The organism is Novosphingobium flavum (assembly GCF_014230315.1).
In the GTDB taxonomy this organism is placed as follows: Bacteria; Pseudomonadota; Alphaproteobacteria; order Sphingomonadales; family Sphingomonadaceae; genus Novosphingobium; species Novosphingobium flavum.
The window spans coordinates 112,320-130,718 of record NZ_JACLAW010000003.1 but is presented as its reverse complement, the minus strand read 5'-3'; the positions used below and the strand labels follow the sequence as shown (position 1 = coordinate 130,718).

The 18,399-nt window shown below is 65.1% G+C and carries 17 protein-coding genes, 2 tRNA genes and 2 pseudogenes; 9 read left to right on the top strand and 12 right to left on the bottom strand.

Going from position 1 to position 18,399, the window contains the following annotated elements; all coding sequences use genetic code 11:
• Nucleotides 1-2: 2 nt before the first annotated feature.
• The gene (locus H7F51_RS04690) at nucleotides 3-1,229 is read left to right on the top strand and encodes a chorismate-binding protein (RefSeq protein ID WP_185663074.1); all 1,227 of its coding nucleotides are present in this window, start codon (nucleotides 3-5) and stop codon (nucleotides 1,227-1,229) included.
• 276 nt (nucleotides 1,230-1,505) lie between these two features.
• Here the strand turns inward: H7F51_RS04690 and H7F51_RS04685 are convergent.
• Nucleotides 1,506-1,580: transfer RNA gene (locus H7F51_RS04685), tRNA-Glu, on the bottom strand.
• A 362-nt stretch (nucleotides 1,581-1,942) separates the two neighbouring features.
• The gene (locus H7F51_RS04680) at nucleotides 1,943-2,416 is read right to left on the bottom strand and encodes a YaiI/YqxD family protein (protein ID WP_185663073.1); all 474 of its coding nucleotides are present in this window, start codon (nucleotides 2,414-2,416) and stop codon (nucleotides 1,943-1,945) included.
• Nucleotides 2,417-2,546: 130 nt separating this feature from the next.
• Here H7F51_RS04680 and H7F51_RS04675 point away from each other — a divergent pair, with 130 nt between their 5' ends.
• On the top strand, nucleotides 2,547-3,386 hold the full coding sequence (locus H7F51_RS04675) for a spermidine synthase family protein (protein WP_343061205.1): 840 nt from the start codon (nucleotides 2,547-2,549) through the stop codon (nucleotides 3,384-3,386).
• Between the two features lie 46 nt (nucleotides 3,387-3,432).
• Here the strand turns inward: H7F51_RS04675 and H7F51_RS04670 are convergent, their stop codons facing one another.
• Nucleotides 3,433-4,476: a nucleoside hydrolase gene (locus H7F51_RS04670; protein WP_246447820.1), complete on the bottom strand. Its 1,044-nt coding sequence runs from the start codon at nucleotides 4,474-4,476 to the stop codon at nucleotides 3,433-3,435.
• Between the two features lie 262 nt (nucleotides 4,477-4,738).
• Here H7F51_RS04670 and H7F51_RS04665 point away from each other — a divergent pair, with 262 nt between their 5' ends.
• From H7F51_RS04665 to H7F51_RS04655, 3 genes are read left to right on the top strand one after another with little or no spacing between them, the layout of a single operon-like run.
• The gene (locus tag H7F51_RS04665; RefSeq protein ID WP_185663072.1) at nucleotides 4,739-6,118 is read left to right on the top strand and encodes an NfeD family protein; all 1,380 of its coding nucleotides are present in this window, start codon (nucleotides 4,739-4,741) and stop codon (nucleotides 6,116-6,118) included.
• Nucleotides 6,119-6,880: a slipin family protein gene (locus tag H7F51_RS04660; RefSeq protein ID WP_185663071.1), complete on the top strand. Its 762-nt coding sequence runs from the start codon at nucleotides 6,119-6,121 to the stop codon at nucleotides 6,878-6,880.
• A 54-nt stretch (nucleotides 6,881-6,934) separates the two neighbouring features.
• Nucleotides 6,935-7,336, top strand: coding sequence for a metallopeptidase family protein (locus tag H7F51_RS04655; RefSeq protein WP_185663070.1), 402 nt, complete (start codon nucleotides 6,935-6,937; stop codon nucleotides 7,334-7,336).
• A 17-nt stretch (nucleotides 7,337-7,353) separates the two neighbouring features.
• On the opposite strand, the pseudogene H7F51_RS04650 reads toward H7F51_RS04655, so the two are convergent.
• The 3 genes and pseudogenes from H7F51_RS04650 to H7F51_RS04640 all read right to left on the bottom strand — a co-directional run.
• Nucleotides 7,354-7,491, bottom strand: a pseudogene (locus H7F51_RS04650) (potassium-transporting ATPase subunit KdpA); the annotation flags it as partial.
• 43 nt (nucleotides 7,492-7,534) lie between these two features.
• Complete coding sequence (locus H7F51_RS04645; protein WP_185663069.1) at nucleotides 7,535-7,624, bottom strand: potassium-transporting ATPase subunit F; 90 nt, start codon at nucleotides 7,622-7,624, stop codon at nucleotides 7,535-7,537.
• A 107-nt stretch (nucleotides 7,625-7,731) separates the two neighbouring features.
• Nucleotides 7,732-8,007 (bottom strand): hypothetical protein, encoded by a 276-nt coding sequence (locus H7F51_RS04640; protein ID WP_185663068.1) that lies wholly within the window; start codon nucleotides 8,005-8,007, stop codon nucleotides 7,732-7,734.
• Between the two features lie 305 nt (nucleotides 8,008-8,312).
• Between H7F51_RS04640 and H7F51_RS04635 the strand changes: the two genes are divergently transcribed.
• The gene (locus tag H7F51_RS04635) at nucleotides 8,313-10,217 is read left to right on the top strand and encodes a TonB-dependent receptor plug domain-containing protein (protein ID WP_246447819.1); all 1,905 of its coding nucleotides are present in this window, start codon (nucleotides 8,313-8,315) and stop codon (nucleotides 10,215-10,217) included.
• On the opposite strand, the gene H7F51_RS04630 is transcribed toward H7F51_RS04635, so the two are convergent.
• Nucleotides 10,180-10,848: a cation efflux transmembrane domain-containing protein gene (locus H7F51_RS04630; RefSeq protein WP_185663067.1), complete on the bottom strand. Its 669-nt coding sequence runs from the start codon at nucleotides 10,846-10,848 to the stop codon at nucleotides 10,180-10,182. The two genes, H7F51_RS04635 and H7F51_RS04630, sit on opposite strands and share 38 nt — an antisense overlap.
• A gap of 66 nt (nucleotides 10,849-10,914) precedes the next feature.
• Here H7F51_RS04630 and H7F51_RS04625 point away from each other — a divergent pair, with 66 nt between their 5' ends.
• On the top strand, nucleotides 10,915-11,319 hold the full coding sequence (locus H7F51_RS04625; RefSeq protein WP_185663066.1) for a MerR family transcriptional regulator: 405 nt from the start codon (nucleotides 10,915-10,917) through the stop codon (nucleotides 11,317-11,319).
• 280 nt (nucleotides 11,320-11,599) lie between these two features.
• On the opposite strand, the gene H7F51_RS04620 is transcribed toward H7F51_RS04625, so the two are convergent.
• Nucleotides 11,600-11,674, bottom strand: a tRNA-Glu gene (locus tag H7F51_RS04620).
• Between the two features lie 82 nt (nucleotides 11,675-11,756).
• On the bottom strand, nucleotides 11,757-13,553 hold the full coding sequence (recJ, locus tag H7F51_RS04615; RefSeq protein WP_185663065.1) for a single-stranded-DNA-specific exonuclease RecJ: 1,797 nt from the start codon (nucleotides 13,551-13,553) through the stop codon (nucleotides 11,757-11,759).
• Between the two features lie 421 nt (nucleotides 13,554-13,974).
• Between recJ and H7F51_RS04610 the strand changes: the two genes are divergently transcribed.
• Nucleotides 13,975-14,739 (top strand): hypothetical protein, encoded by a 765-nt coding sequence (locus H7F51_RS04610; protein WP_185663064.1) that lies wholly within the window; start codon nucleotides 13,975-13,977, stop codon nucleotides 14,737-14,739.
• Nucleotides 14,676-15,305: an AHH domain-containing protein gene (locus H7F51_RS04605; RefSeq protein WP_246447818.1), complete on the top strand. Its 630-nt coding sequence runs from the start codon at nucleotides 14,676-14,678 to the stop codon at nucleotides 15,303-15,305. Before H7F51_RS04610 ends, H7F51_RS04605 begins: the two co-directional genes overlap by 64 nt.
• A gap of 11 nt (nucleotides 15,306-15,316) precedes the next feature.
• Here H7F51_RS04605 and H7F51_RS18880 read toward each other — a convergent pair whose 3' ends face one another.
• From H7F51_RS18880 to leuA, 3 genes and pseudogenes are all read right to left on the bottom strand, one after another.
• Nucleotides 15,317-15,640, bottom strand: a complete 324-nt coding sequence (locus H7F51_RS18880; RefSeq protein ID WP_343061204.1) for an aminotransferase class I/II-fold pyridoxal phosphate-dependent enzyme — start codon at nucleotides 15,638-15,640, stop codon at nucleotides 15,317-15,319.
• Between the two features lie 104 nt (nucleotides 15,641-15,744).
• Nucleotides 15,745-16,206: pseudogene (locus H7F51_RS18875) on the bottom strand (aminotransferase class I/II-fold pyridoxal phosphate-dependent enzyme); the annotation flags it as partial.
• A 359-nt stretch (nucleotides 16,207-16,565) separates the two neighbouring features.
• A complete protein-coding gene (gene leuA / locus H7F51_RS04595; RefSeq protein ID WP_185663063.1) occupies nucleotides 16,566-18,239 on the bottom strand; it encodes a 2-isopropylmalate synthase in 1,674 nt (557 codons plus the stop codon).
• Nucleotides 18,240-18,399: the final 160 nt, after the last annotated feature.

Below are 18,399 nucleotides of genomic sequence, written 5' to 3'. Positions count from 1 at the left end.
CCATGGCAGGCGACCAGGGCTGGTCAGCCCTGTGGTCGCCGGTCCATGCTGGCCGCGCGTCCCTTCCAGGCATCTCCGAGCCGTTTGTCCTGCTGGACGACTGGAATTCGGGTGCAACGGCGCAGCTTTTCAGCGAGCCACACGCGATCATCACTGCTCATAGCGCGGATGAGGTGGCACCGGCCCTCGATCGGGTCCGCCAGTCGACGCGCGAGGGTGCCTATGCGGCAGGATACCTGACCTATGATGCAGCCCGCGGGCTGGGGCACAGTGTGCCCCGTCCACCGGGCAATACTGGCACTGCTTCCAGGTCGCCGATGCTCTGGTTCGGACTGTTCGGGGCGCCTCAACCGGTTCGGCTGCCCTCTGTTGGTCTGCCGCCGGTACCAACGGGTGGCTACCTGCACCGGCCCGGCCATAGGGCACGCGACGATCGCGGCCGGCTCACCGCGCTCATGGGCCATCTCCGCGCCGGACTTTGCGACGAGGTTCAGTTGGTGGTGGAGGCGATGCTCGACGGACTGGGGAACGACCCGAGGTTGATCTATGAAAGCCTCCGCTCCGTCCGGAAGGCAGACTGGGGAGGAATGGTATCAACAGGCGGCGTGGGCTTCGCCTCTTTTTCATCGGAACTGTTGTTCGCGCAGCAGGGCGGAGAGATTTGGACCAAGACGTTTGTCGACACGTTGGGCCGTGCTGCCCGGCTCGACGACGACATGGCCCAACGTCAAGACTTGGCCCGAAGCGGCCGATCAGCCCGGGCGCGGCCGGTTGCTGCCTCAATCCTTGCCGAACTGCAGCGAGTTTCCGGCAACGACACTTCTGCACCACGTAGTCGCCTTACGCTCGTTACGCGCCCAACGGCGCACGAACTGAGTTCTGTCGTCAGCATCCGGAGTGAAACGGGGCGCGACGGGATAGGCCTGCTCCGTGCTATGTTTCCTTCGCAATCCACAGTGGGCCTGCCCAAGCTTTCAGCGATGGAGGTAATTGCCGCGACTGAGCCAAATGCCCGAGGTGCCTTCGGCGGGTCGATGGGATTTATCGCACCCGACGGACGTGCAGCTTTCAATGTGCTCACGCAGACGCTGGAATACGATGCTGGCCGCAGCAGCCTTCTGATGAAGATAGGCGCAAATTGCGGTCCCACGTCCACGTTGAATGAGCTGTTGCGGGCCTTTCGTGCGCAGGCCCGGTTTTTGGAGGCATGTGCCCATTTGGGCCTTTGAAACGAATGGCCCATGCGCATGAACGGCAAGGGGCGTCTGCTGGTCATGCTGCTTGGCGAAGGACGGGTGAGCGCGCTTCAAGCCGGTGGAATATGGGTTTCTTGCGACAAGGACGTCAATCGGCAGCGCGTTCGGCAAGACAGCTTCGCTCAGCATTCCCATGTTCCGATGGGCGGCAGGGACGTTGTCCACGTTTAGCTAGAGCAGGCGCGTTTCCGGGTTGGCTCAATCGGCCCGAAACCAGAGCCAGTAAACGCGCTATATGGTTGATTTTGTTGGTGACCCCTACGGGAATCGAACCCGTGTTTCAGCCGTGAGAGGGCCGCGTCCTGACCGCTAGACGAAGGGGCCACTATGATCTTCCCGATACCATCAGGAATATCATCAAGTAGCTTGGCCAGTATGAACTACCCTGAACCGCAAAATGAAAATCGCGGCCCCGGGAGCAGCTGTCCGGCGGCGCTGTTAGCTGACGAAGGGGGTAATGGGAAGGGGGGAAAAGGCGAAATCGAGATAATTCGAGACACACAAAAGAAACTGGCGAGCGCGGGGCAAACGGATGGCGGAAATATCCCGGTTGCCGCTCAGCCCATCATGCTTCGCATTGGCAAGGTTCTCCCGTTTCGCGGCCGCCATCGGGGATGGCCGGATATGCGGTGCGGTCTTGGCCAGGCGCCTGCCGCCCCTTTTCGCAGGAAAACGGCCATGACGGATCAAGGCGATGGGATCTGATTCGCGGCTTGCCGCCGCAGTCTCACCAATGCTTCATCCATGGCAGAGAGAAAACGCGAGCGATCGGCATTGCTGAATGGCGGCGGCCCGCCAACGATTTCGCCACCCGCCCGCAGGTCGGACATGATCGCCCGCACGGCGATGGCGCTTCCGATGGATGAGCTGGTAAAGGGCTTGCCGGTCGGGGCAACGACCGTCGCACCCAAGTCGAGGCAACGCTTTGCCAGCAGGATGTCGGCTGTGACGACAACCGTGCTGGAGGTGGCATGCTCGACGATCCAGTCGTCGGCCGCATCAAATGCATCGCTGACGATCTTGCGTGATACCAGCGGATCGCGCGGGACCCGGATCGGGCTGTTGCTGATGACCACGACGGATATGTTGTGGCGCGCGGCGACCTTGTAGGTTTCATCTTTCACCGGGCAGGCGTCGGCATCGATCAGAATCTGTATCATGCGCCGATCATAGTGGCGCAGGAGACAAATGCCGAGCGCAACACCGCTCCTCCCACTCGGCAGCATGCCCCGGCGGCCGTTACGTGGGACTTGCAATTGCAGTGCGGGGGCTTAACCCGTAGCTTCGCTCGTGACCGCCGATGGCTTTCGCGCCTTCCCACCACAGGTCACATTCCGCTTCAAGTACACCTGCGGCTGCGATCCCGATCAAGGACAATGTACGTTGTCGTACGCAAGCCCGGGCGAACACGCCTCACAACTCGTGCCTGCAACCCTGCCGGGCTTGGACGAGGCCGATGAAGACATCCATCTCGTCAGCACCGCGCTGCTGCCCAGCGGCGAGAAGCTGCAGCTTTTCCGGTGTGGTGACGATTTCTCCATCCAGCTCGGGGACGAGGAGCTGATGGGCAGCACGGATCACGTGTCGGAAGAAGCGCTTGCGACGATGGCGGCCGAGCGTCTTGCAGATCGCGGCGGCAGCGTGCTGATCGGTGGTTTGGGAATGGGCTTCACGCTGCGGGCGGCACTAAAGGCCTGGGGCAGCGATGCGGGGATCGTGGTCGCCGAACTCGTCCCCGAGGTGCTGGCCTGGGCGCAAGGCCCGCTTGCCCACATCTTCGGCGAAAGCATTGCGGATCCCCGCGTCTCGGTGGCCATGACCGATGTCCACGACCTGATCATCGCCGCCGACGAGCTGTTTGATGCGATCCTTCTCGACGTGGATAACGGGCCTGACGCCTTCGTGCAGCTTGCCAACGACCGTCTTTACAGCCGATCTGGGCTGCGTTCCGCCTCTGCCGCGCTGCGGCCCGGCGGCCTGCTGGCCATATGGTCGGCCTATCCCGATGCATGTTTCGGCAAGGAACTGGCCGAGGTCGGCTTCGATGTCGATGAGGTTGTCGTGCCGGCCTATGCCGGCAGCGAAACGGACATGCACAGTCTCTGGTTCGCGCGAAAGCCGGACGCCTAGAACGGAACTCCCCGGATGGCCGCTTCTCCGAAGCTGGCGGTGAAATTCACGCGGGGCGGTGGCGGGCCATGCCGTGAAGCCTGAAGCGTGCCAGCATGTCCCGGAATGTCAGGTTTGCATCAAGCTCCGTGTAAACCCGCATGGGGCGGCCGCCCGGTTGCTCCAGGTAAGTACCGTCGTCCAGCAGGTGCGGCGTGGGCAGCAATTTGTAGCGACTGGAAGTGGGATCGGGCTGCATGGGCGGTACCAGCGCCGACAAGGTTACCAGCGGGCTGTCGCCCAGCACGTAAGCGTCGGTGAGTGCCACGGGCGGCACGCCCGGGATCTTGGCAAACATCTCCGGCACCGCATCCACCTTGGCTTTCAGCCAGGCGCCCAAGGGGCTGGCCGCGCCCAGCTCCTCCAGTTCGGCGGTTGTGAACAGCATCTGGGTGTAGGCGTCGGACGGAACTTGCCAGATTTCGATGTCGGACTCGTTGAAGATGACCTGTGCGGCAACAGGGTCGATCGAAAAATTGAACTCGGGCCCACCAGCCTTGGTGCCCGGATTGCCAAGGCCGGGGTGGCTGTTGCCCCCGATCCAGATCAATTTGATCCGCCGCCCGATGCGCGGATCTGTCAGCCAGGCCAGGGCCAGATCCGTCAGGCCCGCGCCGGACGCGTAGATGAGCGGTTCCTTCGCGTCATCGCGCATGGCTTCGCGCACGATCGCGGCCGAGGCTGCGCCGGGCGTCCATGAGCCACGCGAGAGCATCGGCGCTTCCGATCCCGCGATGGGATTGTAGGCACCCTCGAGCTTCATGACCGCAAGCAGTTCGCGGGCCCGCGCCGCAGAATCCAGCGCATCATGCCCGCTGCCGAAGCGGGCAGGAAGATGCGACCCGATGATCAGCGGAATTTTGACGGACCGGCACAGGACATGATGCGCGAGCTGGAACAGACCGTCCGGATCGCCTGCGAAATCATTGTCCAGAATGACGCGGGCCAGCACTGGCTGCTGGTTCCAGGCAGCTGCTGGCTTTGCGAACAGGCTTGCCGAGCATGCGGTGGCCGAACTGACGAAGACCCGGCGGCTCATTCTGACGACCATGCATTCCCTCCCTTATCGTTGCCTGGGGATGTCGATGACCGGCATGGCCGAGTCAAATATCGGAATTTGGCCGGACCATAGGACAGGGGCTATGGATCCGCTCCCGGAGTGTCTCTTGGCGAGGCTCGCCCGGCTGCGCGGCGGGATTTTGCTGATGCCGCCCCCGATTTGTGCTATGGATACGGCCCAAGCGAATTGAGGGCCACGGTGCTCTTCGATGGCGCGATCGAGCGAGTCCGGCCCGTTCATGGGTTGGCAGGCAATGCGTTTCAGGCACGGTCTCCTGCAAGCTGTCCGGCTCTACCGGCTGGTCGCAGCGCTGGTCGTTGCAGGCTTCCTGCTGGCGCCGGTGCCATCGACGCCCGCCGGGCGTGATATGGATGCCGGCCGCGTGGCCATCGTGCTGCATCTGGAAGGCGCGGTCGGCCCGGCCACGGCAGACTATGTGGTGCGGGGGCTGGAATCTGCAGCCCGGCGGCAGGCGCCGCTCGTCATCCTGCAGATGGACACGCCGGGCGGGCTCGACAGTTCGATGCGTCAGATCATCCGCGCGATACTCGCTTCGCCTGTCCCGGTCGCGGCCTGGGTTGGCCCCAGCGGCGCCCGGGCGGCCAGTGCGGGGACGTTCATTCTCTATGCCAGCCACATTGCCGCGATGGCCCCGGGCACCAATACCGGTGCGGCGACGCCGGTCGCGGTCGGCGGGTTCTCGGGCACTCCGGACAACAATGCCCCTAAGAAGCAAGCAAGCCATCTGGAACTCAAGGCGACGAACGATGCCGTCGCCTTCATCCGCTCGGTCGCCGAGCTGCGCGGTCGCAATGCAGATTGGGCCGAGAAGGCGGTGCGCGAGGCCGCTAGCCTGTCGGCGTCGGCTGCGCTCAGGGAGCACGTCATCGACGTCGAGGCACGTGACCTGCGCGACCTGCTCGTGCAGATGCAGGGGCGTGTCGTCACCGTGGCCGGCAGGAGCGTGACGCTTGAAACCGCGCACCTCGCGCTCATCCATGCCGCGCCCGATTGGCGCACGCGGATGCTCGGGGCGATCACCGATCCCAATGTCGCGATGTTGCTGATGATGCTGGGCATCTACGGCCTGATCTTCGAATTCATGAACCCCGGCGCCTTCCTGCCCGGCACGCTCGGCGCGATCTGTCTGTTCACCGGGTTGTACGCTTTCGCCATGTTGCCGGTGAACTATGCGGGGGTGGCGCTGATCCTGCTCGGCACGGGCATGCTGGTGGGCGAGGCATTCCTGTCCTCGCACGGCATACTTGGCCTCGGCGGCGTGATCTCGTTTGCACTGGGCGCCACGATCCTGATCGATGCCGACACGCCCGAATTCCGCATTTCCTGGTCGCTGATCGGCGGCATCACGTTGGCGAGCGCCGGATTCGTCATGCTGCTTGTCCGCACCGCGCTGGCGGCGCGCGGACGCAAAGTGGTGAGCGGGCGCGAGGAGATGATCGGCGCGCGCGGAACCGTCCAGGACTGGGCGGACGGCAAGGGCCACGTCTTCGTTCACGGCGAGCGCTGGGCGGCATGGGGCGGGCGTCAATTCACCCGGGGACAGCCTGTCCGCGTCGCCGGCCTAAAGGGTCTGACCGTCCACATCGAGGACCTTGCGGCCAAGGAGGATTGAATGCTCCCGAACCTCGCGTTTTACGCTCCCGTCGCGATCCTGCTGCTGGTGTTTCTGTCAGCCGCGATCCGGATCCTGCGCGAATACCAGCGCGGCGTAGTGTTCACGCTCGGGCGGTTCACCGGCGTCAAGGGGCCGGGGCTGATCCTGCTCGTGCCCTTCGTGCAGCAGATGGTCCGCACCGACCTGCGCACCACGGTGCTCGACGTTCCGCCGCAGGACGTGATCTCGCACGACAATGTCTCGGTGCGCGTCAACGCGGTGATCTATTTCCGCATCATCGATCCCGAAAAGGCCATCATCCAGGTCGAGGATTTCCTCAACGCCACTAGCCAGCTTGCCCAGACCACGCTGCGCTCGGTGCTCGGCAAGCACGAACTCGACGAGATGCTGGCAGAACGCGACCGGCTCAACAGCGACATTCAGGAGATCCTGGACGCCCACACCGCGGCCTGGGGGATCAAGGTCGGCAATGTCGAGATCAAGCAGGTCGATATCACTGAGACGATGATCCGGGCGATCGCGCGCCAGGCCGAAGCCGAGCGCGAACGGCGCGCGAAGGTGATCAATGCGGAAGGCGAGCAGCAGGCAGCGCAGAAGCTGCTCGAAGCCGCGACCATCCTCGGTCAGCGGCCGGAAGCCATGCAGCTGCGCTATCTCGGTACGCTCAACTTCATTGCGGGCGACAAGAATTCGACGATCGTCTTCCCGTTCCCGATGGAACTGGCCAAATTGCTGCAAACCATGGCGCTGCGCGAGTGATCGCCGCAAGCTCGGCCACATTTCAATTTCCCGAGACCGGCCCATATTACCCTCATGACCGACAGGATCGCCCATACATCCGACGCAGCTGCCATTGAGCGTTTGGCGCGCAAGGCCGTCGACCAGCTGCCCGCGAAGTTTCGCGCTCATCTGGAGGACGTGGTGTTCCGCGTGCAGGATTTTGCCGACAGCGAGATGTTGCGCGCCGTGGGCCTGTCCAACCCGTGGGCCCTGCTGGGGCTGTACCACGGGCTGCCGTTCGGTCAGCGGTCGATCTGGTCGACCGGCGATCTGCCCAGCGTGATCTCATTGTTCAGGCGTCCGCTGCTCGATGAATGGCGCAGGCAGGGCGTCTCGCTCGAAGATCTGGTCACGCACGTGATCGTCCACGAGGTCGGCCATCATTTCGGCCTGTCCGACGAGGACATGCACATGATCGAGAATGATGGAGAGTGACCGGCGCGCCGGATCGGCCGGGCGAAACCACGAAACAGGGCGAAAGCCGCGGCAATGCCGGTCGCGGCGGAGAGGAAGTTGTGCAGCGTCAGGGCGAGCATCTGGCTGATGCGCTCTCGCCGGCATACCCACTGCCCGGCGGTGAGGGTGACAAAGACGAGCATCAGGGCCCAACCGGAAACAGTCGTGGTATGCTCCTCAGAACCTTTCGCGCCGCAGCAACGCGGTTACGAGGTAGCCGAGCAGGCCGAACGCGGTGACCCCGGCAAGGACAAGCGAAGGGGGCATGGTCATCTCCTCAGGCCGCGTCGCACAGGCGCGCGAACGCAAGTGTCAGGAGAAACAACCCGCCAAGCATGGCGAGCCAGTCAGATCGGGAGGCATCGCGTTCTCCATCAGAACAGCCGCCGGCGGGGATAAGGGACGAGGCGGAACAGGCCCGGACCTGCGAGCAGGCAGGCCAGCGCCGCCCAGCCGAGCACGACGCCACCCGCAGAGAGGGCAAATTCGGCTGCGCTTGCCTGATGCGCCAAAGGCAGTTCGACCGAGCGTCCGAGATCGCGGAAGCACAGGAACGACAGGCGAAGGAATACCGCAGCGAGCAGGCGGAAAACCACCTCGGCGGCCCACCAACGCTTGCCTTCCTGCAGCCGGCGGATCGCGGCACGCATTTGTCGTCTCCTCGGCACCATTGCCTGAGGACGTTCTGACAGAAGTCGCGATTAGGGTTCCATGTGAGGTTTGGCGGTGCGGCATAAGCAATTAATAATAATCCGCCGTGACCGCGCTTCGCTCAAAGGTTGCGCGGCTTGATCCGAAGGCGCCCGAATTCGCCTTGACCCTGTAGTTGCTACAGGTTCTACAGGCGCCGCCCTGTGATCCGAAAATCTGCGAACAGGGGTTGGCATTGAAGTCTGCAATTCGAACGCACGGCGCGGTCCATCGTGTCATTTTCCCGTTGCTGCTGGCTTCGGCGTTGCCGGTATCCGTTCACGCGCAAGCGGACGAGCAAGCCGAAGAGGAGGGCGGGGAGGAGATCCTCGTCGAGGCCACGCGGACCGGGCGCCGTGTGCAGGACGAGCCGATCCGCGTTGACGTGGTGAACCGGGAGGAGATCGAGGAGAAGCTCCTGATGCGCCCCGGCAACATTGCCATGCTGGTGAGCGAAACTCCCGGTGTTCGGGTGCAGACCACCTCTCCAGCCTTGGGCGCGGCCAATGTTCGCATTCAGGGCCTCAAAGGCCGCTACACCCAGATTCTGGCCGATGGCCTGCCGCTCTATGGCGGGCAAACGCCGTCCATTGGCTTGCTTCAGATTCCACCGACCGATCTCGGACAGGTGGAGATCATAAAGGGCGCCGCGTCCGCGCTCTACGGTCCATCGGCGCTCGGCGGTGTCATCAATCTCGTGTCCCGTCGTCCGGCGAGTACGGCCCAGGGCGAATTGCTGTTCAATGCGACCAGCCGGAACGGGCAGGATGTCACGGCCTATGCGGCCTCGCCGATCAGCGAGGGTCTCGGTGCCTCGGTCACGGTGGGCTATGACCGGCAGACCCATCAGGACATCAACGGGGATGACTGGGCCGATATGTCGGGCGTCGAACGGTGGACCGTTCGTCCGCGGCTTTTCTGGAACGGCGCGGGCGGGACCAAGGCCCTCCTGACCTTCGGAGCAATGACCGAGGAGCGCGAAGGCGGCACCTTACCGGGGGCAGCGGCGCCAGACGGCCAGCCCTTCGTGCAGGCACAGCGCAGCCGGCGCTATGATATTGGCCTGACCGCTCAAGTGCCGCTCGAAAGTGTCGGCGCGCTCTACCTGCGGGCGTCGGGCGTTACCCAGTCACATTGCCATCGCTTTGCCGCCCTGATCGAAAACGACCGCCACCGCACCGGCTTGGCCGAGGCTTCAATCGGTGGCGAGGCGGGCGCGGCCACATGGCTGGTTGGCGCCGCCATCCAGGCGGACGACTATCGCTCCGCAGCCTTTCCCATTTTTGACTACAGCTACACCGTGCCCTCGCTCTTCGTGCAGGGCGAGCAGAAGCTGGCTGACGCATTGACCCTCGCGGGCAGCGCGCGGTGGGATGGCCACAGCTACTATGGCTCGCGCTTCAGTCCGCGCCTGTCCGCGCTCTACAAGCCTGGCCCCTGGACGATCCGTGCATCGCTCGGACGCGGCTTCTACGCGCCGACCCCTTTCGTCGAGGAGGTCGAGGCCAATGGCCTGTCCCGGCTGCTCCCCTATGCGAAGCTGAAGGCGGAAGTGGTGGACAGCGCCTCGATCGACTTCGGCTTTGCCCAAGGGCCGATCGAGGCCAGTGTCAGCCTGTTCGCGTCTGCCATCAACAACGCCGTCCAGCTTCGGGCGGTCGATGCCGGGCACGTGACGCTCATCAATGCCGCGGGGCTGACGCGCACGCGCGGCGCCGAGGTGCTGCTGCGCTATCGCTGGGACGCGGTGACGTTGACCGGCAGCTATGTCCATGTCGAGGCGAGCGAACCCGATCCGGACGGCCCCGGTCGTCGAACCGTGCCGCTCACGCCGCGCGACAGCGCGGGTCTGGTCGCCATGTGGGAAAAGCATGGTCGCGGGCGCATTGGCGTCGAGGCTTATTACACGGGCCATCAGTCGCTCGACGATAATCCCTATCGAACCCGCAGCCGCCCCTATGTCCAACTCGGCGCGATGGGTGAACTGGTGCTGGGCAAGGTCAGCCTGTTCCTGAATGCCGAGAACCTCCTGAACGTGCGCCAGACCAGCTATGATCCCCTGCTCCTGCGCAGCCGCGCGCCGACGGGTGCGTGGACGGTCGATGCCTGGGCGCCAACAGACGGATTCGTGCTCAATGGGGGGGTGCGGTTCCGGTTCGGCGGGGGGTGAGGGGATTTCTACCCGGCATCGTCAACTCCTGCCTCGCCCGGGCAATGATCCGCGATCCGCCCGACACGCCGAGCCCTGCCAGACCCGCCGCGACGGCGATGTCCGGCCATGCCGTGCCCGTTCCGAAGACGCCAAGCGCGGCCGCGACCACAGCGATGTTCCCGATCGCGTCGTTACGCGAGCAGATCCAGACGGACTGACGGTTCGCATCACCTTCGCGATACCGCCAAAGGATTGCGGCGCAGATCAGGTTGGCAGCGAGAGCCAGGACGCCGATGACGCCCATTGTCTCCGCAGTCGGCAAGGCGCCGCGGGCCGCCATCCAGGCTGTGCTCGCGATGACCCAGAGGCCGAGAAGGAGCAGCGACATCCCCTTGACCAGAGCCGCTCGGGCGCGCCATCGGAGGGCAAGTCCCGCCACGCCAAGGCTGATCGCATAGTTCGCGCCATCGCCGAGGAAGTCGAGCGAGTCGGCCTTGAGCGCGGCCGATCCGTCGGTGACGCCTGCGACCATTTCAACGCCGAACATCCCGGCGTTTATAGCGAGCGCGATCCACAGCACCTTTCGCCAGACCCGATCATCTGCCGTGTGGATGCGGTCCGGTGATCCGCCGCAGCACGTGTCTGCCATGTGCCATCTCCTCGTCGCGTCGATGACAACCTATATGGTCCCTGTAGCAACTACAGGGTCAAGGGCATGGTGTTGACGATCGGCGAAATGGGCAAAGCTACCAACACCAAGATCGAGACGATCCGCTATTATGAGCGGATCGGGCTGCTGCCCAGGCCCGCGCGAAAGACGAACAACTATCGGGACTATGGCCAGGCTGAACTGGGCAGGCTGTCCTTCATTCGCCGAGCCCGCGACCTCGGCTTTTCGCTGGATCAGGTGCGCGCGCTTCTCGGTCTTTCCGACGACCGTAGCTGCGACTGCGCGGGCATCGACCGGATTGCGAAAGAGCACTTGCAGGAAGTGGATCGGAAGATTGCGGATCTGCAGGCGCTCCGGCGAGAGCTGAAGGGGGTAATCGATTCCTGCGACGGCGGGACGGTGGCGCAATGCCGCATTATCGATGCGCTGGGGCCGGTCCGCATGGATTGATGGTTCGCGCTGCTCCGATGGCCCGCGTTCAGAGCTCGCCGCCGTTCATTCATCGACCAAATGGACGTGCGGAGCACGAGGGACCTGATAGACATGCGGAGCATGAGGCGCGACTGTTTCGCGCCGGTCGAGCCCCTACTGCCACAGCAGTCGCGCGGGCGGGACCGACGTCGGCGCGATATGCCAAACGACATGATCCGCTGCTCGCAAAGGTGGTGACAATTCAGTCGCCAGTTTCTGTCGATTCAGAGACGGTATGAAACCGTCCGGGACAGAAAGTTGGTGACCCCTACGGGAATCGAACCCGTGTTTCAGCCGTGAAAGGGCCGCGTCCTAACCGCTAGACGAAGGGGCCGTCTCGGCTTGCGCCGTGGCGAGGCCGGGCCTTTACGGGGCAGCGCGGCGGGGGTCAACCCCCTCTTGCACGTTCTTTTCGATCAATCTGCGAAAGCGGCATCTTCGACGTGCAGTTCGGCTTGGGGACGGCTGGCCCAATCGTCGATCTTCGCCCGTCCGGCCAGCCAGAGCCGGCGGTCGCGGGCGCCGTGAAGGAGGACCTGGCCGAGGTCGGTCTGGGCTGCGCGGAAGGCAATGGCCTTGAAACTGGAGCCATCGTCGCCGCGTACGATAAGGCGAACATGATCGTTGCCGACAATGTCGGCCTTGACCAGCCGCACCGGGCCGACCGCGACGCGCGGTGCGGGCCAACCCACGCCAAACGGTCCGGCGCTTTCCATCGTTTCGACAAGGTCTGGCGAAAGGCCGCGCGGGGCCACACTGATGTCGAGCAGCATGGCCTGATTCGTCATCGCCGCGGACACGTCGGCGGCGAGGCGCTGGTCTAGCCAGTCGGCCAGCAGGTCCAGCTTGTCGGACGCGATGGTCAGGCCCGCGGCCATGGCGTGACCGCCGCCCGCGACCAGTAGCCCGGCCTCGCGCGCGGCGATGATCGCGGCGCCGAGATCGACGCCGGAGATCGAGCGGCCCGACCCCTTGCCCTTACCATCCTCGTCGGCATCGAGCGCGATGACGAGCGTGGGCTTGCCGGTCTTTTCCTTGATTCGCCCGGCCACGATTCCGATCACGCCAGGGTGCCAGTCGCTGCCCGCGACGACGATTACGGAGCGGTTGTGCTGACGACCGAGCTGAGCCTCGGCCGCTTCCTGCACGGCCTGTTCAATCGTGCGGCGTTCGTCGTTAAGCAGGGATAGCTGCGCGGCGATGGCGCGGGCCTCGTCCGGGTCGTCGGTGGTCAGCAGGCGCACGCCCAAGGTAGATTCGCCGACGCGGCCTCCGGCGTTGATCCGCGGCCCAAGGGCGAAGCCGAGATCGCTGCAGGTGGGAGCGCGGTTAAGGCGGCTCGCGTCGATCAGGGCGGCCATGCCGATCCCTTCTCGCCGGGCCATGACTTTCAGCCCCTGCGCAACCAGTGCGCGGTTGAGGCCGTGCAGGGCGGCGACGTCGGCCACGGTGCCGAGGGCGACGAGGTCGAGCAGGGCGAACAGGTCCGGCTCCTTGCGCTCGGCGAAATAGCCGCGGGCGCGCAGGCAGCGAACCACCGCGATCGCGAGCAGGAAGGCGACGCCGACAGCGGCGAGATGGCCATGAGCGGCGGCGGCCTCGCTCTCGTCCAGGCGGTTGGGATTGACCAGGGCATGGGCCACGGGCAGGTCGGCCGCGCATTTGTGATGATCGACCACGATCACGTCGACGCCCGCGGTGCTGGCCGTGGCCAAGGCCTCGTGCGCCATGGCGCCGCAATCGACAGTGACGATCAGGCTCGATCCACCCTCGGCGAGGCGTACGAGTGCCTCGCCCGAGGGGCCGTAGCCTTCGAGCAGGCGATCGGGAATGTAGTAAGCCGCTTCGAGGCCAAGGCTGCGCATAAGGCGGATCAGCAGGGCCGCGCTAGTTGCCCCGTCGACGTCGTAGTCGCCATAGACAGTAACCGCCTCCAAGCCGATGACGGCTTGTGCGATCCGCTCGGCTGCCGTGTCCATGTCGCGGAAGCAGGACGGATCGGGAAGGAATGTCCGCAGGCTGGGATTGCGGTGCCGCTCTAGGTCGGCTCGCTCGACGCCGCGGGCGAGCAGGAGCTGGGTGACGAGGTCGTCGGTCAGACTTGCGCCGTCGAGACCCGGATCGGCCAAGTCCATGTTTCCGCCGCGCCAGCGCCATTGTCGGCCGCTGAGCGAGCGTGCGCTTGCGGATAAAGTCAGGGGCAGAGAAGCCATGATTCCAGCGCTATCCGATCGCGGCCCCCGCCGGAAGAGCGGGGGCGGCGAAAGCGGTGAACTGTGTGGAGCAAACGACCGTTCGGCTTGACTTTTCGCCGGTAAACCCGTCGATTGCATGGCGAAAACGGGGGGCGCGCATGGTCGCGATCGTGTGGCACAGCCGGACCGGGGACAGCAGGGAACTGGCGGTGGCCGGCATCGTTGTCCGAGCCGAGACGCAACCTTGCCGCGAAGCCCTCGCCACCGGCTTGCCCGACTGCTGCGCCAAAACGGGGCCAATTCATGCCAGCAAGGTTGGGTTCGGAACTTTTTTTGACGCGAATGCGCCAAAACGGCACGGGTTGCCGAAGGGGGGCTCGACGGAGAGGGAAATTATGCCATTGGTCGTTTCATGGATCGAATAGGCGACGGGATCGCCATGATGGTGGACGATAGCGCCGGGCGACGCCAGGCGGGCATTTCCTTACTGTTTGCGCGTGGCACCCGGCCGGATGCCGATGCCATAGCCGCGCTTGCCGCGGCGGCAGGCGAAACCGTGGGTTTTTCGATCAGCCATCGGCCGACCGAACATCCCTACTGGCTGGAACTGCTCGCGCTGGGCCTGACCTTCGACATCCAGGGGCTGGCGCCGGGCATTCCGGCCGATACCGCGCGGCCGCTCCATGCCTTTGCTCTCCCTCTGGACGAGACCCGTGGCTACGAAGCGCTGACCGTGCGGCCGGGCCCCCACCTCAGCGCCGGGGCGACATTGTTGCCGGTCGTCCGCGCGCTATCTGCACTGGGTTGCGAACTGGCCGGCTTGCCGGGCCTTGCCGCCATCGGCTGGGAGCCGGCGCGCACCGTGATGGCCCCGGACTATTACCGGCGGGTCGTTTCGGCATGGCTGAAGGGCGGGGCCTTTCCCGGTCTTGGCATGACTGCGCTGGTGCGCGGCAAGGACGGGACGGTCGGCACGGACGGGCTGACGTTCTTCATCGGGCAGGAGATGCAGATCGATCCGCTGATCGGCGAATCCCCGGCTGATACGGCGAAGTTCGCGCTGCGGGTGATTCACGATTTGGTTGAGAATGGTCCCTACTCACCCGGTTCCGTTGAAGGACCCGGGGGGGCGTCGCTGAATTGCGAGTTGATGGCGAACGGAAATGTACTCCGGATCCGGAGGGCTGGCGAAGCGGAGACCTGAGCGGGGCGGGCCGCCGCCGCGCGGCCGCTGTCGGCGGAGCGGGGCAAGCAGTCCCGATCCGCGCCGCGCTGTCGTTTCGGGCGGTCAATCAGCGCGGGGCCATCGGCTATGACGCGGGCCTGCAGCGGCATCATCTGCTGCCTTTCCAGCTGGTCGGAGCCAGCTGTTTCCGGCCATTTTTCGACGGTATTGGCCGCGTCCGGATCGGGTTCGACGACTTTCGCCGCAATGGCCTGCTGCTGCCGGCGCGCGAGGATGCTGCGCGGTTAATGGGACTGCCGATGCATCGCGGGCCGCATCGCAGCTACAATGAACTGGTGATCCAGCGGGTCGGCGCGATCGAGACGCGCTGGTCGCGAGATCGGCTGCGCGATGCCGAGCGGGCGCTGGACGATGCGCTGTTCCGGCTTGGGCTGCTGCAAGGGGCGCTGCGGCGGCGACTGCTCGATCCCGCGGGTTCGGCGATGGTGCTCAATCGGCGCGATCCGGCAGTTGCCGCGCCGGCGTTCGACGACCTCGACGCCATGGCCGAACTGCTGTGGAGCGAGACTGCCCTCGCGGCTTGATCCTTCAGCCTTCAGGCCTTGCCGAGCACCTTGGCGAAGGCGGTCTTGAAGGCCTCCATCTCGGCGACAGTGCCAATCGAGATGCGGACCCAGTCGGCCATGTGCTTGCGCGGGCCGGAAATGACCACGCTGTGGGCCTCCATCGCCTTCTGCACCTCTCCGCCGGGGCGGCCGACGTGGACCATCATGAAATTGCCCTGCGACTTGACGTGCTTGATCTGGCGGGCGTCGAACCAGCGGTAGAGCCCGTCCTTGATCCGGTCGGCCTCGGCCTTGCGGGTGGCGACGACGGTGGGATCGAGCAGGCTGGCTTCGGCTGCGACGGCGGCGGGCATCGGCACGATGTTGTTGGCAAAGCGGTCAAGCGGGGCGAGCAGGTGGGGCGGCCGCAGACGAAGCCGATGCGAAGGCCCGCGAGGCCGTAGATCTTGGAGAAGGTGCGCAGGACCAGCACGTCCGCGCCTTGCGCCACGAGATCGACGCAGGATCTGGCCGTGCTGTAGTGGATATAGGCTTCATCGACGAGGAGGATCGAACCCTTGGGCTTGTTGGCCAGCAGCCAGAGAATGTCCTCGCGGCTGGTGACGGTGCCGGTGGGGTTGTTGGGGTTGCACAGGTAATAGACCCCGGCGGTGGGCGCGGCGGCAAGCAGGGCCTTGACGTCAGGGGAATGGTCGGGGCCGACCGGCAAGGTAATCGCGGCGGTCAGCGGCTTGCCGTCGGCACCGCGAAAGCCGGAGTCGAAAGTGGGTTCGGCATAGGCGATCGGCTTTTCGGTGCTGGAAAAGGCGAGGCAGGCGGCGCGCAGGGGAACGTAGGAGCCGGGGTGGGCGACGACGTTTTCGGGCTTCAGCCCGTTCTGCGCGGCGAACAGCGCGGCGATCCTGTCTCCGAAGGACATGCCGTAGCGGCCGGACAGGGTGGGCAGGGCGGCCAGCGCCTTGGTGGCGGCAAGGCAGGGGCCGTGGGGGTTTTCGTTGGCGTTGATGTAGATCCTGTCATGCAGGGAGGCGATCATGCCCGCTGCCGTGTCGGCCGGGGCGGGCAGGGCCATGGCGCTGCCGGCGCGGGCGATGAGGGGTAGTCCGGCCGCGGCGGCGGCCGCGCCCTTAAACGCCGTGCGCCGGGAAATCGTGCGGTCTGTCATGCCTGCCTCCATGTTGCCCGGAGCGGAGGATGACGGAGCGGCGCGATGTAGGAAAGTGGCGGAATTGCGTAAGGCAGCAGGGGCCGCGCGGGGCGGCCCCTGTTTTGGTTTCACTAAAGCGAAGCGGCGTTGGCGGCGCTCAACACGGCGCGGACGCTGGCGGTCGCCACGTCCTCATCGATGCCCACGCCCCAGACCGTGCGGCCATCGGCGGTAACGCATTCGACATAGGCGGCGGCGCGCGCGTCGGAGCCCTTGCCGAGGGCGTGCTCGGAATAGTCGCGGACTTCCAGAGCGACGTCGAAGCTTTCCTTGAGCGTGGCGACGATCGAGGAGATCAGGCCATTACCCCGGCCCGAAACGCTCTGCGCCTTGCCGCCCACGCCGATCTTGCCGGCGAAGATGCGGCTGCCGTCGGGGCTGCGCATCTCGTGGTAGTCGAGCAGCTGGAAGTGCTGCGGTTCGTCGAGGCGGTAGACCTTGCGGAACACGTCCCAGATGTCGCCCGCGTGCAGTTCGCGGCCCAGCTGGTCGGCGAGTTCCTGCACGTGACGCGAGAAGTGGGCCTGCATCCGCTTGGGCAGCTTGAGGCCCTGGTCCTGCTCGATCACCCAGGCGAAACCGCCCTTGCCCGACTGCGAATTGACCCGGATCACGGCCTCGTAGCTGCGGCCCAGATCGGCCGGGTCGATCGGCAGGTAGGGGACGGCCCAGAGCGGGTCGTTGCGCTGTTCCTGCGCGGCGAAGCCCTTCTTGATCGCGTCCTGATGACTGCCGGAAAAGGCGGTGAAGACCAGATCCCCGCCGTAGGGGTGGCGCGGGTGGACCGGCAGCTGGTTGCAGTATTCGACCGTCTGGATCACCTCGTCGATGTCCGAGAAGTCCAGCTCGGGATCGACGCCCTGCGTGTAGAGGTTGAGGCCGACCGTCACCAGGCAGCAGTTGCCGGTACGCTCGCCATTGCCGAACAGGCAGCCCTCGACCCGGTCCGCGCCGGCCATCAGGCCCAGTTCCGCGGCGGCAACGCCGGTGCCGCGATCGTTATGGGTGTGCAGGCTGATCACCGCGCTGTCGCGGTTCGGCAGGTTGCGGCAGAAATACTCGATCTGGTCGGCGTAGACGTTGGGCGTTGCCGCCTCGACCGTGGCCGGCAGGTTGAGGATGATCGGATGTTCGGGCGTGGGGCGCAGCACGTCCATCACCGCCTCGCAGCATTCCAGGCTGAAATCGAGTTCGGCGGTCGAGAAGGTCTCGGGCGAATATTCGAAGTGCCACTTGGTCTGCGGGAAGCGGGCGGCATTGTCGCGCAGTTGCTTGGCGCCGTTGATCGCGATGTCCTTGATCTGCGAACGCTCCATCCCGAACACCACCTGGCGCCACAGCGGCGAGACGGCGTTGTAGACATGGACGATGGCGGCATGGACGCCGGCCAGGCTCTCGAACGAGGTCTTGATCAGGTCGTCACGCGATTGCGTGAGGACCTGGACCAGCACGTCTTCCGGGATGCGCCCGGAATCGACGAGGGCGCGGATGAAGTCGAACTCGGTCGCCCCAGCGGCTGGGAAGCCGATCTCGATTTCCTTGAGGCCGACCTTGACCAGCAGGTCGAAGAAGCGGTTCTTCTTTTCCGCGCCCATCGGGTCGATGAGCGACTGGTTCCCGTCGCGCAGGTCGGTCGACAGCCAGCGCGGGGCCTTGGTGATGGTGCGGCTCGGCCACTGCCGATCGGGCAGCGGAACCTGCGGGAAGGGGCGATACTTGACCGAGGGGTCTTTCAACATGGACATGATCGAAACTCGAATGGCTTGGTGCGACGTTTGCGGCGTTCTCGGTCCCTTGGGCGCTGTGCGCGCCGGAACCGTGCCGACGCTTCAGCTCACGCCCAAGGGCGGATAAGTCGCAGAGTAAGGACAAGCCGGCTGATCATGCCTTGCCTATGGCTATCGT

Excerpts from the sequence above, each read along its gene's own strand:
- H7F51_RS04690 (WP_185663074.1), top strand. The coding sequence starts at position 3 with ATGGCAGGCGACCAGGGCTGGTCAGCCCTGTGGTCGCCGGTCCATGCT.
- H7F51_RS04680 (WP_185663073.1), bottom strand. The coding sequence starts at position 2,416 with ATGATACAGATTCTGATCGATGCCGACGCCTGCCCGGTGAAAGATGAA.
- H7F51_RS04670 (WP_246447820.1), bottom strand. The coding sequence starts at position 4,476 with ATGGTCGTCAGAATGAGCCGCCGGGTCTTCGTCAGTTCGGCCACCGCA.
- H7F51_RS04665 (WP_185663072.1), top strand. The coding sequence starts at position 4,739 with ATGCGTTTCAGGCACGGTCTCCTGCAAGCTGTCCGGCTCTACCGGCTG.
- H7F51_RS04660 (WP_185663071.1), top strand. The coding sequence starts at position 6,119 with ATGCTCCCGAACCTCGCGTTTTACGCTCCCGTCGCGATCCTGCTGCTG.
- H7F51_RS04655 (WP_185663070.1), top strand. The coding sequence starts at position 6,935 with ATGACCGACAGGATCGCCCATACATCCGACGCAGCTGCCATTGAGCGT.
- H7F51_RS04645 (WP_185663069.1), bottom strand. The coding sequence starts at position 7,624 with ATGCCCCCTTCGCTTGTCCTTGCCGGGGTCACCGCGTTCGGCCTGCTC.
- H7F51_RS04640 (WP_185663068.1), bottom strand. The coding sequence starts at position 8,007 with ATGCGTGCCGCGATCCGCCGGCTGCAGGAAGGCAAGCGTTGGTGGGCC.
- H7F51_RS04630 (WP_185663067.1), bottom strand. The coding sequence starts at position 10,848 with ATGGCAGACACGTGCTGCGGCGGATCACCGGACCGCATCCACACGGCA.
- H7F51_RS04625 (WP_185663066.1), top strand. The coding sequence starts at position 10,915 with ATGGTGTTGACGATCGGCGAAATGGGCAAAGCTACCAACACCAAGATC.
- recJ (WP_185663065.1), bottom strand. The coding sequence starts at position 13,553 with ATGGCTTCTCTGCCCCTGACTTTATCCGCAAGCGCACGCTCGCTCAGC.
- H7F51_RS04610 (WP_185663064.1), top strand. The coding sequence starts at position 13,975 with ATGATGGTGGACGATAGCGCCGGGCGACGCCAGGCGGGCATTTCCTTA.
- H7F51_RS18880 (WP_343061204.1), bottom strand. The coding sequence starts at position 15,640 with ATGCCCGCCGCCGTCGCAGCCGAAGCCAGCCTGCTCGATCCCACCGTC.
- leuA (WP_185663063.1), bottom strand. The coding sequence starts at position 18,239 with ATGTCCATGTTGAAAGACCCCTCGGTCAAGTATCGCCCCTTCCCGCAG.